The sequence below is a fragment of the Rathayibacter sp. AY1C6 genome, from assembly GCF_002931535.1.
Classification (GTDB): Bacteria; Actinomycetota; Actinomycetes; order Actinomycetales; family Microbacteriaceae; genus Rathayibacter.
The window spans coordinates 100,582-115,468 of record NZ_PSWC01000002.1; the positions used below are offsets into that span (position 1 = coordinate 100,582).

Sequence of the window (14,887 nt, forward strand, 5' to 3'; positions counted from 1 at the left end):
ACCACTAGATGTCGAGGAAGCGCACGTCCTTCGCATTCTTCTGGATGAAGGAGCGGCGGGACTCGACGTCCTCGCCCATGAGGGTGGAGAAGATCTCGTCGGCCGCGGCCGCGTCGTCGAGCGTGACCTGGAGGAGGGTCCGCGTGGCGGGGTCCATCGTGGTCTCCCACAGCTCCTTGTAGTCCATCTCGCCGAGGCCCTTGTAGCGCTGGATGCCGTTCTCCTTGGGCATGCGCTTGTTGGTCGCCGAGCCGTGCGCGATCAGGGCGTCGCGCTCGCGGTCGCTGTAGACGTACTCGTGGGGGGAGTTCGACCACTTGAGGCGGTACAGCGGCGGCTGCGCGAGGTAGACGTAGCCGAGGTCGATCAGCGGGCGCATGTAGCGGAAGAGGAGCGTCAGCAGCAGCGTCGTGATGTGCTGGCCGTCGACATCGGCGTCGGCCATCAGGATGATCTTGTGGTACCGCGCCTTGTCGGGGTTGAAGTCCTCGCCGATGCCGGCGCCGAACGCCGTGATCATCGCCTGGACCTCGTTGTTGCCGAGAGCGCGGTCGAGCCGCGCCTTCTCGACGTTGAGGATCTTGCCGCGGAGGGGGAGGATCGCCTGCGTCTCGGGATTGCGGCCCTGCACCGCGGATCCTCCCGCCGAATCGCCCTCGACGATGAAGATCTCGGAGATCGACGGGTCCTTGGACTGGCAGTCCTTGAGCTTGCCCGGCATGCCCCCGCCCTCGAGCAGGCCCTTGCGGCGGGCGGTCTCGCGCGCCTTGCGCGCCGCCATGCGGGCCGAGGCCGCCTGGATCGCCTTGCGGATGATGTCCTTCGCCTGGCTCGGGTTGCGGTCGAACCAGTCGGCCAGCTGCTCGCCGGCCACGCGCTGCACGAACGCCTTCGCCTCGGTGTTGCCGAGCTTCGTCTTGGTCTGGCCCTCGAACTGCGGCTCGCCGAGCTTGATCGACACGACGGCGGTGAGGCCCTCGCGGATGTCGTCGCCCGAGAGGTTCTCGTCCTTCTCCTTGAGCAGGTTGTTCGCGCGCGCGTAGCGGTTGACCAGAGTGGTCAACGCGGCGCGGAAGCCCTCCTCGTGGGTGCCGCCCTCGTGGGTGTTGATGGTGTTCGCGTAGGTGTGGACGCTCTCGGTGTAGGCCGTGGTCCACTGCATCGCGACCTCGAGCGAGATGCGGCGCTCGGTGTCCTCGGACTCGAAGTCGATGATCTCGGAGTGCACGAGGTCCGACTTCTTCAGCGAGTTGATGTACTCGACGTAGTCGACGAGGCCCTTCTCGTAGTGGAAGACGTCGGTCCGGTCGCCCTCGGTCTCGTTCTCGCCCTCCCCCTCGAACTCGACCTCGTTCTGGTCGGTCAGCGCGATGCGCAGGCCCTTGTTGAGGAACGCCATCTGCTGGAAGCGCGCGCGCAGGGTCTCGTAGTCGAACTCGACCGTCTCGAAGATGCCGGCGTTGGGCCAGAAGGTGATCGTCGTGCCGGTCTCGTCGCTGGCCTCGCCCTTCTCGAGCGGGGCGTCCGGCACTCCGTCGGTGAAGCTCATCCGGTACACGGCGCCCTGGCGCTTGACCTCGACGTCGAGGCGCGTCGAGAGCGCGTTGACCACGGAGGAGCCGACGCCGTGCAGGCCGCCGGAGACCGCGTAGCCGCCTCCGCCGAACTTGCCGCCGGCGTGGAGCACGGTGAGGACCAGCTCGACCGTGGAGATGCCCTCGGTCGGGTGCATGTCGACCGGGATGCCGCGGCCGTTGTCGGAGACGGTGACGCCTCCGTCGGCGCGCATCAGGATCTCGATGTTGTCGCAGTAGCCCGCGAGCGCCTCGTCGACGGCGTTGTCGACGATCTCGTAGACCAGGTGGTGCAGACCGCGCGGACCCGTGGATCCGATGTACATGCCGGGGCGCTTGCGGACCGCCTCGAGGCCCTCGAGGACCTGGATCTGGTTCGCGCCGTAGTCGCCGGACGACTTGGTCGACATGCTCTCGTGCGGAGCGGAGGGGGCTGCTGAGCCGTTCGCGTCCAGGTCGTTCGCTGCGGGTGACGTGGAGTCGTTCGGCTCGTGAGTCATAGCTGTGGAGTTCTCCTCTGACGGTCCGTCGCGACGCGCACGGTGATCTGGAGATCGCCCGCGCGGCGGCGTCACTGCGGTTCGGCGGCCCTCCATTCTACCGCGTGCCGGGTCGATCCGAAGCGCTGGACGGCGATCTGAGGCGCGAAAGATCAGCGGTCGACCGAAAATGCGTCCTCAGCCGTAGGTGTCGCGCGGACCACGCCCTGGAATCGACCTGGGACCCTTTTTCCAGTTCGGGACGTCCGGGCCCTGGAAACGGATCGACGCGATGCCCGCGTCGGGGAAGTTCACGGCGATGTGGTTCATGATCTCGATCCGCATCAGCCGGAGCTGCGTCGACCACGCCGTGGACTCGCACGCGACGGTCAGCACGCCGTCGACGACGCCCACCGGAGTCGAGTGCTTCGCGGTCTCCTCGCCGGCGATCGCCGTCCACGACGACATCAGGTCGCCCTGCGCCAGCGGCGCCGTCCAGCCGAGCTTCACGGTGAGGGAGTCGAGGACGTCGCCGAGGTCGTGCGGGTCGCGGCCCTTGCCGAACGGGATCGCGTCGCCCTTGGGCTCGGCGCGCTCGACGGTCTTCCGGATGCGGCGCGGGCCGTCGGCGCCGAACACCTCCTTGAGGTGGCGGTAGACGCGGGCGGCTCCGGGGACGCGGGATCTGTGGACGCAGGCGCTGGGGACGCGGTCTCCGAGGAGGAGGCCGCGACGGAGGAGACGGCACCAGGAGAAGGGGAGTCGGACGAGACCGGATCGGGAGAAGAGGAGCGGGAGGACTCGGGACCGGGAGGAGGGAAGTCGGAGGACACCGGATCGGGCGAGGCGGAGTCGGGTGCGGTCGGCTCTGGCACGGCGATCGGCGCGGCGGCGGCGCCCGTGCCGACGATCCGGCCGGCCTCGATCCGCACGGTGTGCGCGGCCAGCGCCTCCGGGACGTCGTCGAAGACGGCCGCGGTGATCAGGACCTGCTCGTAGTCGGCGACCACCGAGGCGAGGCGCTCGCGCCGGCGCGCGTCCAGCTCGGCGAAGACGTCGTCGAGCATCAGCACCGGATCGCCCATGGGGGAGTCGCGCCGGAGCAGCTCCGCAGCGCCCAGCTTCAGCGCCAGGGCGAACGACCAGCTCTCACCGTGGCTGGCGTAGCCCTTGGCCGGCAGCGCGTTCAGCTCGAACTGCACGTCGTCGCGGTGCGGGCCGACGAGGGAGACGCCCCGGTCGAGCTCGCGGCGGCGCACCCCGGCCAGCGCGGACGCGAACGCCTCCGCCAGTCCCTCGCCCGCCGCCGGTGACGCGGCGCCCGGCTGCTCCACGGGCTCGCCGTCGTCGTCGACCGCGCCCTCGATGCTCAGGCGGGAGCGGAGCACCGGACGCTGGTCGGCACCGGCGACCGCCTCGTACGCGGCGCGCACCGGTCCGCTCAGCTCCTCCACCAGGGTGAGGCGCGACTGCATGATCTCGGTCCCGAGCGCGATCAGGCGCTCGTCCCAGATGTCGAGGGTCCCGAGCTTCGAGGGGTCCCGGACGCCGCTCGCCCGTGCGGACTTGAGCAGCGAGTTGCGCTGGCGCAGCACCCGCTCGTAGTCGGCCTGGACGGCGCTCATCCGCGGGGAGCGGAGGATCACCAGCTGGTCGAGGAAGCGGCGGCGGGCCGACGGGTCGCCGCGGATGAGGAGGAGGTCCTCCGGCGCGAAGAGGACGCTGGAGAAGAAGCGGGGGAGCTCGCGCGGCTTGATCCCGCCGCGGTTGATCTGCGCGCGGTTGGGGGAGGAGCGGTTGATCTGCACCTCGGCCAGCAGGTCGCGCTCGCCGTTGCGGAGGCGGGCGCGCACCACGGCGCTGTCCCGGCCGGCGCGGATGAGCGCCTGGTCGCTCGACACGCGGTGCGAGCCCAGGGTGGAGAGGTAGCCGAGAGATTCGACGAGGTTCGTCTTGCCCTGGCCGTTGCGGCCGACGAAGAGGTTCGGTCCGGGCACGAGCTCGACATCGACCGACTCGTAGTTCCGGAAGTCGCTGAGCGCCAGCTGCGTCACCTGCACGTCGCGCTCCTCTCCTCCACCCGTCGTCGCGGGCCTTCACTGCACCCCTGCGGGCTCCTGGCCCGTCTCGCTCGGCCGATCCACCCGCTCCGGCGCCTGCGGCCCGCTGTCCCACGGTCGGCCAGGCCTTCGCCCCCGGTCTCGACACACCCCTGCGGGCTACTCGACCAGCACGGCGGCGGAACCGTCCGGGACGCGGATCCCGATACGCCCGTCCGGGGCCACTACTCGCTCACCATGATCGGCCGAGCCCCGTCCCCGCCCGTGAAGGCGGCCGAAGGCTCGCCGCCCGACGTCGGTAGCGAGGTGGAGGCGGCCGGAGGCCCGCCGCCCCCGTGAGAGCATCCCTGCCTCACGGGGGCGGCGGGCCGCAGTCCGCCGTCCATCACCGGCCCTGCGGAACGCGCCCCCTTCCGGAAGCCGACCGCCGTGAGGACTGCCGGAGGCAGTCCTCACCAGCCGACTCAGTCGACGGCTTTGACGGAGTGCCCGCCGAACTGGTTGCGGAGCGCTGCGACGGCCTTCATCGCGGGGGAGTCCTCCTGGCGGGAGACGAAGCGGGCGAAGATCGAGGCGCTGATCGTGGGCACCGGGACGGCGTTGTTGATGGCCTCCTCGATGGTCCAGCGGCCCTCGCCCGAGTCCTGCACGTAGCCCTCGATGTTCTTGAAGTCCGGGTCCTGCTCGAGGGCGCGGACGAGGAGCTCGAGCAGCCAGGAGCGCACGACCGTGCCGCGCTGCCAGGCCTTGAAGGTGCCGGTGACGTCCTTGATAATGTCGCTGCGGGTCTCGAGCAGCTCGTAGCCCTCGGCGAACGCCTGCATCAGGGCGTACTCGATGCCGTTGTGGACCATCTTCGCGTAGTGGCCGGCGCCGACCTCGCCGACGTGGACGAAGCCCTCCTCGCGGGGGCCCTCGGGGCGCAGCGCGTCGAAGACGGGCATGGCGTACTCGACGAGCTCCTTCGGGCCGCCGACCATCAGGCCGTAGCCGTTCTGGAGTCCCCAGACGCCGCCGGAGACGCCCGCGTCGATGTAGTGGATGCCCTTGGGCTTCAGCAGCGCGTCGTGCTTGAAGTCCTCGGTGAAGCGGGAGTTGCCGCCGTCGATGACGAGGTCGCCCTCGCTGAGCTTCTCCGACAGGTCCTTGACGACCGCGTCGGTGATCTCGCCGGCCGGCACCATCACCCAGACGATGCGGGGCGAGGGGAGTGCGGCGATCATCTCGTCGAGAGAGGCCGCGTCCGAGACGTCGGGATTGCGGTCGTAGCCGGTGACCTCGAGCCCCTTGGAGCGGAGGCGGGAGCGCATGTTGTCGCCCATCTTGCCGAGGCCGACGAGTCCGATGTGCATGGTGAACCTTCCTGGATTCGTTGTCCGGCGGGCGGGCGCTCGTCGGGAGCGGGGCGGTCGCGGCTCTGCGATCCGGGGAGTGGTCAGCGCAGCAGCAGGTTGGGCTGGAGCAGGTAGCGGTAGCTGTCGCTGCCGGGCTGCTCCCGCGAGGTCTGCGCGGTGATCAGGACGGGGCCGGGCTTGTTGGGGTTCTCGGTCTTCGTGAACGCGATGCGCACGAACTCCGAGTGGACGGCGGCGAGGCCGTCGAGCAGGAACTGCGGCTTGAGCGAGACGACCACGTCGTCGCCGGTCACGATCGCGTCGATGCTCTCGGACGCCTGCGCCTGCTCGGAGCCGATGGCCTCGAGGGTGAGGCCGTCGCTGCTGAAGCTGAAGCGGAGGGCCGCCTCGCGCTCGAGCACGAGCGAGACGCGGCGGGTGGCCTCGATGAGGTCGCTGGTCGACATGACCGCGTAGTTCTCGACGGAGGCGGGGAAGAGGCGCTTCACGGGCGGGAAGTTGCCCTTGATCAGCAGCGAGGTGACGGTCTTGCGGTCCGCGGTGAAGGCGATCAGCTCGCGCTCGTCGCGGTTGGTGATCGCGACGGAGACGGTGCCGGAGTGGCCGAAGGTCTTGCCGACCTCCTGCAGCGTGCGTGCGGGCACGAGGGCGGTGAGCGGCTGGGTGGGCGCGGGGTTGTCCCCGTTGTCCCAGTCGATCTCGCGGACGGCGACGCGGTAGCGGTCCGTCGCGACGAGGCCGATCGTGTTCTCGGTGATCTCGAGCTGCACGCCGGTGATGACGGGGGTCACGTCGTCGCGGGAGGCGGCGACCGCCACCTGCGAGACGGCGGCTGCGAAGGCGTCGGCCGGGACGAGGCCGGTGGAGGCGTCGATCTCGGGGATGCTCGGGTACTCCTCCACGGGCATCTGCAGGAGCGTGAAGTGCGCCGAGCCGGCCGAGACCGAGACGCGCGACTCCTCCGTGGCGATGCGCACGGGAGCGTTGGGGAGGCGGTTCGCGATGTCGGCGAGCAGACGGCCCGAGACGAGCACGGTCCCCGTCTCCTCCACGTCGGCCGCGATCTGCGTCTGCGCGGACACCTCGTAGTCGAAGGAGGACAGTGTCAGACCCTCGGCGGTCGCCTCGATGAGGACTCCGGAGAGGATCGGCAGGGTCGTGCGCTGCGGAAGCAGCTTGACCGCGAAGGACACCGCCTCGCTGAAGACATCGCGGTTGGCTTGGAACCTCACGAGTACACCCCTGACGAGTCGCGGACGAAGACCGTCGCCCATCGTACCCGCCGGGCTCGACGAGCTCGGAAGGGGGTGGACCGCCGAGCACTCCCGAGTCGCTGTGGAGAGGTTGCCGGTCGAGGCTTCATTAAAGAGAGAACTGCGTTAACAGTGTTAACACGTGTGGAAACTGTGGAAAACGCTCCGGACCCCTACTCCTGGGTGGGATCGGAGGGACCCGCCCCTGTGGAGGGAGTGTGAGCGGGCCCGTGGACGCCCTGTGGAGCGATCCGAGCCGACCGGTCGCCCTCCACAGGCGGGCTCTCCGGGCGCACAGTCCCGAGGCGGTTGTCCACAGTTATCCACAGGTTCCTCACACTGTGGAAATCGGCCCTCCGAGGCGCGCGAGGCGGCGTGTCCGAGGCGCGCGAGGCAGGTCCGAGGAGTCCGTCGACGACTTCTCCGGTCACGACGGAGACCGTCGAGCGCGGCTGCCGCCGTCCGAGCGGCCCGGAAGACGGTGCGCGCTCCCCCTCCCCCGCGTTGCTCTCCTGGCCGTCGCACGGCGGATCGACACCGTCCGATCGCACGCCGGCCGCTCAGCCGCTCCGCCACTCGCCCGAACCCCCTGAGCATGTCCGGTCCGTGCTGGTCGAGTAGCCCCAGCGAGCCGTATCGAGACCCCCGCCAGCGCCTTCGCCTGATCTCGACGCGCGCCGACACCGACGCCCTGCTGCTCGCGCCGCGATCCCCGTCGCTCCCTCCCGTCACACGAGGAAAGGGGAGGGACTACCCGACCACCGCGCACGGACGCCGATGGACCCCGGGGCACGCCACCCGGGACAGGTGGTCCCGGGGACCGTACGACTGCCGGCTAGCGGTTCGTCTTGATGCGGGTGGTCAGCTCGGTGACCTGGTTGTAGATGCTGCGGCGCTCCTTCATGAGCTCCGAGATCTTCTTGTTCGCGTACATGACCGTGGTGTGGTCGCGGTTGCCGAACAGCTGGCCGATCTTGGGCAGCGAGAGGTTCGTCAGCTCGCGGCACAGGTACATGGCGATCTGGCGCGCGGTGGCGACGGCCTGCGAGCGCGACGAGCCGTAGAGGTCGTCGACCGTGAGCTTGAAGTAGTCCGCGGTGTGGTTGATGATGTCGACCGGCGAGATGACGTTGTCCTCGTCGAGCGTGATCAGGTCCTTCAGCACGGTCTGCACGAGCGACATGTCGACCGGCGTCCGGTTCAGGCTCGCGAACGCGGTGACGCGGATGAGCGTCCCCTCGAGCTCGCGGATGTTGCTCGACACCTTCGACGCCATGAACTCGAGGATGTCGTCGGGCACGAGCAGCTTCTCGCTGACCGCCTTCTTGCGGAGGATCGCGATGCGGGTCTCGAGGTCGGGAGCCTGCACATCGGTGATGAGGCCCCACTCGAAGCGCGAGCGCATCCGGTCCTCGAAGCCCGTCAGGGCCTTCGGCGGCAGATCGGACGTGATCACGACCTGCTTGTTGTGGTCGTGCAGCTGGTTGAAGGTGTGGAAGAACGCCTCCTGCGTCTCCGCCTTCCCCTGCAGGAACTGGATGTCGTCGATCAGGAGGATGTCGACGTTGCGGTAGCGGCCGTGGAAGGCGTTGCCCCGGTTGTTCGCGATCGAGTTGATGAAGTCGTTCGTGAACTCCTCGCTCGAGACGTACCGCACGCGGATCCCCGGGTAGAGGCTCATCGCGTAGTGGCCGATGGCGTGGAGGAGGTGCGTCTTGCCGAGCCCGGAGTCGCCGTAGACGAAGAGCGGGTTGTAGGCCTTGGCGGGAGCCTCGGCGACCGCGACGGCCGCGGCGTGCGCGAACCGGTTGGAGCCTCCGATGACGAAGTTGTCGAAGCTGTACTTCGGGTTCAGCCGGGTGTCGGTCGCCGGCACGGTCCGCAGCTCCTCGACCCCGCGGGTGGGCGCGACCGTCGCCGAGGAGGCGGTGATCGGCTCGAACGGGTTCATCGACTCCTGCGACGACGGGGAGCTGAGGGGCTCGTGCTCGATGTCGGGGTTCACCACGAAGGCGAACGTCGTGACGCCGAAGGAGTCGTCGAGCGTCCCGATCGCGCTGAGCAGGGGCACGCGCACGCGCTGCTCGAGCATTCCGCGGGTGAACTCGTTCGGGACCTCCAGGTAGAAGGTGCCCGCCATGATGCCCTTGGGCTCCACGAGCGAGACGAACCCGTAGAGGGGAGCGGTGATCCGCTCGTCCTGGGACAGTGCGCCGAGGATCACGTTCCACGCGTCGACCATCGACGTGTCGTCTGCCATCTGTCTCCGGTCCTGGGTGCTGTCGCTGTGAAGTCGCTGCGGGATCGCCGTCTCCGCCGGACCCGTCGCCGCCCGCTGCAGGGGCGTCGCGGACCGGGCGCGGAGCCGGGTCTCGAGTGCCGCTCTCTCCACAGGGTTGTCCACCGGCCTCGAGCGATGCCTGTGCGGGCGCGGGAGGACGCGGATCCCACCTGTGGATAACTGCGGCTCAACACCGTAACGAACGGAGCCGACGGGAGACAAATCCACCACAGCGACACCCGCGTGTCAATGCGCGGAACCCCGTGTCCCGTGTGCATGATCGAGGTTTCGCGCCGTCCACATTTGACCGGTGGCGGAACAGGCCGTAGTTTAAATCAGTTGACGCCTGCCCGGTGTCGTCCGTGCGGCCCTCGCAGGCCGAGCGGATTCCGCAGCCGGGCACCCCTTCTTCCCGGAGGATCCGAGTCTCCGCCCGAGCGGGTGGTGCCGGTTCGCGCCGCGGAACACGTACGTGGAGATCTGATTATGAGCAAGCGAACCTTCCAGCCGAACAACCGTCGTCGCGCCAAGGTGCACGGCTTCCGTCTGCGCATGCGCACCCGTGCCGGCCGCGGCATCCTCAGCGCGCGCCGCGCCAAGGGGCGCACCGAGCTCTCCGCCTAGCAGCGAGCGGTACCGACCAGCGGTGCTGGCCAGAGCCAATCGCATCGTCCACGGAGGCGAGTACCGGACAGTCGTCCGTCGCGGTGTGCGGTCCACAGGACCGCACACCGTCACGTATGTCCGCCGGTCCTCCGCGGGCGATCCGGCGCGGTTCGGGTTCATCGTCGCCAAGACGGTCGGCACCGCGGTGACGCGCAACACCGTCCGCCGCCGGCTCAAGGCCGTGGCGTTCGAGCTCGTCCCCGAGATCGACCCCGGCACCCAGGTCGTCGTCCGCGCGCTGCCCGGCAGCGCCGACGCCCCCTGGTCGGAGCTGCGCTCCGAGGTGTGGTCCGCGATGGCGCGAGCCGCGCGGAAGAGCGGGGCGTCCTCGTGACCGCCGTGCTCCCCCGCCGCGAGGCGCCGCTCGCCCGGCTCGGGTGGGCGATCCTCCTCCTGCCGCGGAACATCGGCGTCCTGCTCCTGATCGTCTACCGGGCGGTCGTGTCCCCTCTCTACGGGGACGTCTGCCGTTACTACCCCTCGTGCTCCGCGTACGCGCTCCAGGCGGTCCAGCTCCACGGGCTCGTCCTCGGCTCCGTCCTCGCGGCCCGCCGTCTGCTCCGCTGCCACCCGTGGGCGGCCGGCGGCATCGACGACGTCCCGACCTCGATCCCCCTGCACCGACCGGCTTCCGGCCGGACCCGCTTCGCCGTGACGCGAGCCGGGTTCGTCGTGGGCCCTCGAAAGGACTGACCCCACTCCATGGACCTCCTCGGCACGATCCTCTGGCCCCTCAAGTGGGTGGTCGAGCTGCTCCTCGTCGCCTTCCACCAGCTGCTGACCTTCACCGGCATGGAGGCGGCCGCGGGAATCACCTGGGTCCTCTCGATCGTCGGCCTGGTCATCGTCATCCGCGCCGCGCTCATCCCGATCTTCGTCAAGCAGATCAAGAGCCAGCGCCGGATGCTCGAGGTCGCGCCCCAGCTCAAGAAGATCCAGGACAAGTACAAGGGCAAGCGCGACCAGCTGTCCCGCGAGGCGATGTCCCGCGAGACCATGGAGCTCTACAAGAAGACGGGTACCAACCCGCTCGCCTCCTGCCTGCCCCTGCTGATCCAGATGCCGATCTTCTTCAGCCTGTTCTCGGTGCTGAACGCGGCGCAGCACAGCCAGAAGGGCGTGGGCCCGCTCGACGAGACGCTCGCCCGCCAGTTCGGCGAGGCGAACCTCTTCGGCGTCGCGCCGTTGCACCAGTCGATCCAGGGCGCACTCGCCGAGGGCGGCCAGGAGCCGGTCATCATCATCGCGGTGATCATGGTCGTCCTGATGACCGCATCGCAGTTCATCACGCAGCTGCAGATCGTGTCGAAGAACATGTCGCCCGAGGCGAAGGCCTCGCCGACGTTCAAGCAGCAGCGGATCCTGCTCTACATCCTCCCCCTCGTCTTCGCCTTCTCGGGCTTCGCCTTCCCCCTCGGCGTGATGTTCTACTGGCTGACCTCGAACATCTGGACGATGATCCAGCAGTTCATCGTCATCCGGAACATGCCGACCCCGGGCAGCGAGGCCGCCAAGGCCCGCGAGGAGCGCCTGCGCCGCAAGGGCAAGCTGGTCGAGGAGACCACGGCCGCCGGCGACGTCACCCTCGTCGAGAAGAAGGCCGTGCAGCGCACGCAGCCCGTGAGCAAGAACCGCTCCAAGAAGCAAGCCGGAAAGAAGTAGAGCCGCCATGACCGATCCGATGCAGACCATCACCGACGACGCGTCCGCACCCGTGGACGTGGACGCGTCCGCCGTCGACGAGGCGCCCGAGTCCACGCTCTCTCAGCTCGAGGACGAGGGGGACGTCGCCGCCGACTACATCGAGGAGTTCCTCGACATCTGCGATCTCGACGGCGACATCGACATCGAGGTCCGCAACGGCCGCGCCTACCTCTCGGTCACCGCCTCCGGCGACACGAACCTCCGGGTGCTCTCCCGTCCCGACGCCGTCCAGGCGCTGCAGGAGCTGACGCGACTGGCGGTCCAGACGAAGACCGGCGCGTTCTCCCGCCTCATCCTCGACATCGGCGGCTCCCGCGACGCCCGCGAGGCGGAGCTCGCCCAGCTGGTCGACCGCGCGATCGAGCGGATCGAGGACGGCGCGACGTCGGCCTCGCTCCCGCCCATGTCGTCGTACGAGCGCAAGCTGGTCCACGACATGGTGGGCGAGCGTGGCTTCGTGTCGGAGTCGCGCGGCGAGGCGCGCGAGCGCCACACCGTCATCACCCGCGGCTGAGCAGCGTGGAGTCGAGCCTCGAGGCCGAGCCCGCAGCCGCTGCGGCGATCGCCGGCGACCGCCTGCCCCTCCTGCGGCGCTTCACGGAGGCTCTCGCCGACCAGGGCGAGGAGCGCGGCCTGATCGGGCCGCTGGAGCTCCCCCGGCTCTGGACGCGGCACGTGCTCAACAGCGCCCTGGTGGCCCCTCTCCTGGGTCCTGGACTGGTCGGTGATGTCGGCAGTGGCGCGGGCCTTCCCGGGCTCGTCCTGGCCATCGTGCGGCCCGACGTCCGCTTCGTGCTCATCGAGCCGATGGAGCGTCGCGTCGTCTGGCTTCAGGAGCAGGTCGACGGACTCGCACTCGAGAATGTCTCAGTTCTTCGAGCCCGTGCTGAAGAGGCGGAGCTCGCGGAGCCTCTCGACCAGGTGACCGCTCGGGCGGTCAGCGCCCTCTCGAAGCTGATCCCGCTGACCGCGCCGCTGCTGCGGCCCGGAGGCGAGCTGGTCCTGCTGAAGGGCATCAACGCCGAGAAGGAGATCGAGGCGGCGGCCAAGCAGATCCGTCGTTTCCGGCTCTCCCCGCCCGAGGTCGTCGTGCTCGGCGACGGCGTGCTCTCCGAAGTGACGAGGGTCGTCCGGGCTACAGTGGGTTGATCGCCACGACGCCGCAGTGAGCCCCCGACTCCTCGTCCGTCGACTCCTCGGTGCTGATGTCCGTCCCACTCGCTGAGCGAAGGTTTCACGTGAAACAAACCGATTCCGCCGGTCTGACCGGAGGCTTCGATTCCTCGACTCCCCTGGCCCGGGAGATCGCGGACATGACCCGTCGGCGCGCACTGCTGAACGCCCAGCCGCTGCCCAAGCCCGAGTCGACGCGCGTCATCACGATCTCGAACCAGAAGGGCGGCGTCGGCAAGACGACGACGACCGTCAACCTCGCCGCCGGGCTCGCCCGCGGTGAGGCGAAGGTGCTCGTCATCGACCTCGATCCGCAGGGCAACGCGTCGACGGCCCTGGGCATCGAGCACCGCGCCGAGACGGCCAGCGTGTACGACGTGATCGTCAACGACACTCCCCTCGCGGACGTCGTGCAGAAGAGCCCGGAGTTCGCCTCGCTCTACGGTGTGCCGGCGACCATCCACCTGGCCGGCGCCGAGATCGAGCTGGTCTCGCTCGTCGCACGCGAGCAGCGTCTCCGCCGTGCGCTCGACCGCATGCTCGACACCATGGACGAGCCGTTCGACTACGTCTTCATCGACTGCCCGCCGTCGCTCGGTCTGCTGACCATCAACGCGTTCGTCGCCGCTCGCGAGGTGCTCATCCCGATCCAGTGCGAGTACTACGCGCTCGAGGGGCTCAGCCAGCTGCTCAAGAACATCGACTTGATCGAGCGGCACCTCAATCCGAACCTCGGTGTCTCGACGATCCTCCTGACGATGTACGACGGCCGCACGAACCTCTCCCAGCAGGTGGCAGCGGATGTCCGAGAGCACTTCCCGAAGGAGGTGCTGCGCGCGGTGATCCCGCGCAACGTGAGGATCTCGGAGGCGCCGAGCTACGGACAGAGCGTGATCAGCTACGACCCGCAGTCGTCCGGTTCGCTGGCGTATCTGGAGGCGGCCGCGGAGATCGCACGACGCGGAGCCCGGAAGACACCCGAGACGGCACACGAAGGAGAGGCACGCTGATGGCGACCAAGCGCACGGGACTCGGCCGGGGGATCGGCTCGCTCATCCCGACCAGCGACGAGTCGCGCTCCCGGCCCGTCGACGTCTTCTTTCCTGATCAGGTCGGCGATTCGGCCCGTGCCGAGGAGCTCCTCGAGGTCCCCGGAGCGCGCTTGGCGCGACTCCCCCTCGCCGACATCACCCCCAACACGGCACAGCCGCGGTCGGTGTTCGACGAGGACGACCTCGCCGAGCTCGTCCACAGCATCCGCGAGTTCGGAGTGCTGCAGCCGATCGTCGTCCGGCCCGTGACGGCTCGCGGCGGAGCGAAGTACGAGCTCGTCATGGGTGAGCGCCGGTTCCGCGCCTCGAAGGCCGCGGGACTGACCACCATCCCCGCGGTCGTCAAGGACACGGCCGACGAGAACATGCTCCGCGACGCGCTGCTGGAGAACCTGCACCGCGCCGACCTCAACCCGCTCGAGGAGGCGTCCGCCTACCAGCAGCTCCTCAGCGACTTCGGGATCACCCAGGAGGCCCTGGCGACGCGGCTCGGACGTTCGCGGCCGCAGATCTCGAACACGCTCCGTCTCCTGCGGCTCCCGGCCGATGTGCAGGCCCGCGTCGCTGCCGGCGTCCTGACCGCAGGACACGCGCGTGCAGTTCTGTCCCTCGACGACGTCGAGATGATGCGCCGCCTGGCCGACAAGATCGTCAACGAGGACCTGTCCGTCCGTGCCGCCGAGGCTGCCGCCGCGCAGATGAAGGCGCCGCGGACGACCGTGCGTCCCGTGGTGGAGGAGCAGGGCGGGCACTCCGGACACCTCTCGTCGATCGCGGATCACCTCGGCGACCGGTTGAACACGCGCGTCAAGGTCACCCTGGGCGCACGTAAGGGCCAGATGGTCATCGACTTCGCCACCATCCAGGACTTGAACCGCATCCTCGCCGAGATCGGGGAGCCGACCGAGGTGTCGCTCGCTCCGTAGAGGGCCGGCCTAGCGGCCGCCACTGATTCGCCGTGCGGCTGGCGTGCGCGTGCTCGCGCTGTGTTCTTGGCCGCAATCGCCGATGTGGCGGTATCCGCTCCCCTCGTCGGCACCGCGATCGCAGATCAGCACGCTTGGGGCGATCTTCGAGATGCCTTGTGAGCTGAGGATTCTCGGTTGTCGTCCTCTCTCTGATTGATAGGCCCTTCTGACCGGTACAGTCCGATGAAGTGGTTCCAGGTTCTGCGGGGCCCTGCTTACTCCGGTCCTGGTCGAGAATACGGCTGGTATTGCCGAACGGTGACGATCGCCGGGTATCTGGGGCATTGATCTATGGATAGAGCAGCTCACGATGCGCCTATAT

The 14,887-nt window shown here is 69.0% G+C and carries 13 protein-coding genes and 1 pseudogene; 8 read left to right on the plus strand and 6 right to left on the minus strand.

All coding sequences use genetic code 11. The features are described from left to right. Nucleotides 1-4: 4 nt before the first annotated feature. From gyrB to dnaA, 6 genes and pseudogenes are all read right to left on the minus strand, one after another. Complete coding sequence (gene gyrB, locus C5D36_RS02080; RefSeq protein WP_208543372.1) at nucleotides 5-1,984, minus strand: DNA topoisomerase (ATP-hydrolyzing) subunit B; 1,980 nt, start codon at nucleotides 1,982-1,984, stop codon at nucleotides 5-7. A gap of 267 nt (nucleotides 1,985-2,251) precedes the next feature. After that, nucleotides 2,252-2,563, minus strand: a complete 312-nt coding sequence (locus tag C5D36_RS02085) for a DUF721 domain-containing protein (protein WP_258059326.1) — start codon at nucleotides 2,561-2,563, stop codon at nucleotides 2,252-2,254. A 389-nt stretch (nucleotides 2,564-2,952) separates the two neighbouring features. Continuing rightward, nucleotides 2,953-4,113: pseudogene (gene recF / locus C5D36_RS02090) on the minus strand (DNA replication/repair protein RecF); the annotation flags it as partial. A gap of 464 nt (nucleotides 4,114-4,577) precedes the next feature. Beyond that, the gene (gnd, locus tag C5D36_RS02095; protein ID WP_104222677.1) at nucleotides 4,578-5,465 is read right to left on the minus strand and encodes a phosphogluconate dehydrogenase (NAD(+)-dependent, decarboxylating); all 888 of its coding nucleotides are present in this window, start codon (nucleotides 5,463-5,465) and stop codon (nucleotides 4,578-4,580) included. An 83-nt stretch (nucleotides 5,466-5,548) separates the two neighbouring features. Then, nucleotides 5,549-6,700 (minus strand): DNA polymerase III subunit beta, encoded by a 1,152-nt coding sequence (gene dnaN, locus C5D36_RS02100; RefSeq protein ID WP_104232992.1) that lies wholly within the window; start codon nucleotides 6,698-6,700, stop codon nucleotides 5,549-5,551. An 856-nt stretch (nucleotides 6,701-7,556) separates the two neighbouring features. Beyond that, the gene (gene dnaA, locus C5D36_RS02105) at nucleotides 7,557-8,981 is read right to left on the minus strand and encodes a chromosomal replication initiator protein DnaA (RefSeq protein WP_104225789.1); all 1,425 of its coding nucleotides are present in this window, start codon (nucleotides 8,979-8,981) and stop codon (nucleotides 7,557-7,559) included. A gap of 507 nt (nucleotides 8,982-9,488) precedes the next feature. Here dnaA and rpmH point away from each other — a divergent pair. From rpmH to C5D36_RS02145, 8 genes are all read left to right on the plus strand, one after another. Further along, entirely contained in the window at nucleotides 9,489-9,626 is a 138-nt protein-coding gene (gene rpmH, locus C5D36_RS02110; protein ID WP_055784512.1) for a 50S ribosomal protein L34, read from the plus strand. A gap of 22 nt (nucleotides 9,627-9,648) precedes the next feature. After that, on the plus strand, nucleotides 9,649-10,002 hold the full coding sequence (rnpA, locus tag C5D36_RS02115; RefSeq protein ID WP_104222680.1) for a ribonuclease P protein component: 354 nt from the start codon (nucleotides 9,649-9,651) through the stop codon (nucleotides 10,000-10,002). A 5-nt stretch (nucleotides 10,003-10,007) separates the two neighbouring features. Continuing rightward, on the plus strand, nucleotides 10,008-10,361 hold the full coding sequence (gene yidD, locus C5D36_RS02120; RefSeq protein WP_244229684.1) for a membrane protein insertion efficiency factor YidD: 354 nt from the start codon (nucleotides 10,008-10,010) through the stop codon (nucleotides 10,359-10,361). 9 nt (nucleotides 10,362-10,370) lie between these two features. Further along, the gene (gene yidC, locus C5D36_RS02125; RefSeq protein ID WP_104222681.1) at nucleotides 10,371-11,330 is read left to right on the plus strand and encodes a membrane protein insertase YidC; all 960 of its coding nucleotides are present in this window, start codon (nucleotides 10,371-10,373) and stop codon (nucleotides 11,328-11,330) included. A 7-nt stretch (nucleotides 11,331-11,337) separates the two neighbouring features. Next, entirely contained in the window at nucleotides 11,338-11,886 is a 549-nt protein-coding gene (locus C5D36_RS02130) for a R3H domain-containing nucleic acid-binding protein (RefSeq protein WP_258062514.1), read from the plus strand. Between the two features lie 5 nt (nucleotides 11,887-11,891). Next, nucleotides 11,892-12,521: a 16S rRNA (guanine(527)-N(7))-methyltransferase RsmG gene (rsmG, locus tag C5D36_RS02135; protein WP_104295081.1), complete on the plus strand. Its 630-nt coding sequence runs from the start codon at nucleotides 11,892-11,894 to the stop codon at nucleotides 12,519-12,521. Between the two features lie 164 nt (nucleotides 12,522-12,685). Then, nucleotides 12,686-13,555, plus strand: a complete 870-nt coding sequence (locus tag C5D36_RS02140) for a ParA family protein (RefSeq protein ID WP_104247021.1) — start codon at nucleotides 12,686-12,688, stop codon at nucleotides 13,553-13,555. Next, the gene (locus C5D36_RS02145; RefSeq protein WP_104247022.1) at nucleotides 13,555-14,523 is read left to right on the plus strand and encodes a ParB/RepB/Spo0J family partition protein; all 969 of its coding nucleotides are present in this window, start codon (nucleotides 13,555-13,557) and stop codon (nucleotides 14,521-14,523) included. The genes C5D36_RS02140 and C5D36_RS02145 overlap by 1 nt, the downstream gene beginning before the upstream one ends. Nucleotides 14,524-14,887: the final 364 nt, after the last annotated feature.

Coding starts and splice junctions, on each gene's coding strand:
- gyrB (WP_208543372.1), bottom strand. CDS start 1,984: ATGTCGACCAAGTCGTCCGGCGACTACGGCGCGAACCAGATCCAGGTC.
- gnd (WP_104222677.1), bottom strand. CDS start 5,465: ATGCACATCGGACTCGTCGGCCTCGGCAAGATGGGCGACAACATGCGC.
- dnaA (WP_104225789.1), bottom strand. CDS start 8,981: ATGGCAGACGACACGTCGATGGTCGACGCGTGGAACGTGATCCTCGGC.
- rpmH (WP_055784512.1), top strand. CDS start 9,489: ATGAGCAAGCGAACCTTCCAGCCGAACAACCGTCGTCGCGCCAAGGTG.
- yidC (WP_104222681.1), top strand. CDS start 10,371: ATGGACCTCCTCGGCACGATCCTCTGGCCCCTCAAGTGGGTGGTCGAG.
- C5D36_RS02130 (WP_258062514.1), top strand. CDS start 11,338: ATGACCGATCCGATGCAGACCATCACCGACGACGCGTCCGCACCCGTG.
- C5D36_RS02140 (WP_104247021.1), top strand. CDS start 12,686: ATGACCCGTCGGCGCGCACTGCTGAACGCCCAGCCGCTGCCCAAGCCC.
- C5D36_RS02145 (WP_104247022.1), top strand. CDS start 13,555: ATGGCGACCAAGCGCACGGGACTCGGCCGGGGGATCGGCTCGCTCATC.